The organism is Acidovorax sp. SUPP1855 (genome assembly GCF_030158955.1).
Taxonomy (GTDB): domain Bacteria; phylum Pseudomonadota; class Gammaproteobacteria; order Burkholderiales; family Burkholderiaceae_C; genus Paracidovorax.
Genome location: NZ_BQXI01000078.1, coordinates 1 through 1,404, shown reverse-complemented (window position 1 = coordinate 1,404; position 1,404 = coordinate 1). Strand labels below are relative to the sequence as shown.

Genomic DNA, 1,404 nt, shown 5'->3' with positions numbered 1-1,404 from the left:
CGGCCCCACCTGTCCCTAGAATACAAAACGCCCGATGCGGTGCACCGGGCGTCTCTTGCAAGCCAATTACGGCTAGGGTTCAGTCCCGCATAGGTGTCAACCTATTCCAGGACGGGTCATTCTCGTGTTGATGTCGTTAACGATGATCGTGGGCTCATCGATGGTTGCCGTGATCGCCGATCCCGCTTCGGCAGTCAGGGGAACGGGGTTCTACCTTGGAATTGCAGCTGCCTTCGCTTGGTTGGCGCTTATCGTGATGAACCTCGCCTGGCTGAGGGAAGAGCGAACGTCCCTGCTCTGGCCGATGGGTGGTGGATTGGCTGGAATGGTATGTACAGCGGCCTTCTTGCCCTTCATTTTTCTTTTCCTGCCCTGCCTTTTGCTGGGCCTGTATCTGTGCAGCTTTCATTTGTCCCGTAGCGCCAGCGATGAGACCGGAACTAGTCAGTAATTGGCTCACAGTAACTCACGATTTTGCTAAATTTTTTCCGTCAGAAATCGATATTAAAAAAATCATTGCATAGCATAGGCCTGGATAATTTCAGGCTGCTGTTAGGACTTTTCGCGAATTTTCTGCGCCACTTTGCCGACCTTGTAGTCATTTAGTGCATAAAAAAGTATTCTGGGTTCTGTAGTAAATAACATTCAATTATAACAAATGGAAGCCCTGGCTTTTTAAAGTCTGCTGAGTCTGCCTTGAATACCCAGGCCATCACTTTACGGCACCAAAAAATCCAGATGAGTGCCTTCGTTTAAATTCGGCTGAACATACGCTTCGAACCTCTTCGCCAATATTTAAAAAATACTTGGTGCTAGACGCGTTTATATGCTCACTTATGAGCGGATCCTGTTCTGTGCGACAGTGTGCTCATAGCGTTCGGAAGATGGTTTCGCTGCTCAGACAGAACGCCCAACTCATCGTGAGCGACCCTTGTAGGTAAGAATAAATATTGAAATACCGAAGATGAGCTGAATGACATACCACATGATTCTGTTCTTCTTTTGGCCATTGACCAGTGCCAAGGTGTCTCGGTGCGTGCCATCAATCTGGACGGCCAATATGCGTCCATCCGTTAAATAAGCTGTCACTTCTTTTCCTGCATCGGCCTCCATGCCTGGGTATCCGCACCGATATCTCGGGCAATCCAAAATAATAATGCCCGCGCTACGAAGCTTCAAACTCTTTGCAGTCAATTCCAATTTTCCAGTAGCGCGAACCGCACCTTGACTGGACAGGACATGTAGCTTGTAAAGCTCATAAATTTCCGTCCCCCCCAATAGGGAACCTCTCAAAACCCATCCGGTCCCTTGTTGATCGAGAACGCGTGCTCCATCCTTTGCCATGATCACTCCCCGTAGCGCCCTGAAGTTCGACCTGTTCGCTGAGGCCTCGCGCCAACACAA

General features: G+C 49.3%; 2 protein-coding genes. One reads left to right on the top strand and one right to left on the bottom strand.

The features are described 5' to 3' along the window. Positions 1 to 169 precede the first annotated feature (169 nt). Positions 170 to 451 (top strand): hypothetical protein, encoded by a 282-nt coding sequence (locus tag AVMA1855_RS26460; RefSeq protein ID WP_284428002.1) that lies wholly within the window; start codon positions 170 to 172, stop codon positions 449 to 451. Between the two features lie 464 nt (positions 452 to 915). Here the strand turns inward: AVMA1855_RS26460 and AVMA1855_RS26455 are convergent. Continuing rightward, positions 916 to 1,404, bottom strand: a 489-nt coding sequence (locus AVMA1855_RS26455; protein ID WP_284428001.1) for a hypothetical protein, incomplete at its 5' end; no start/stop codon positions are given.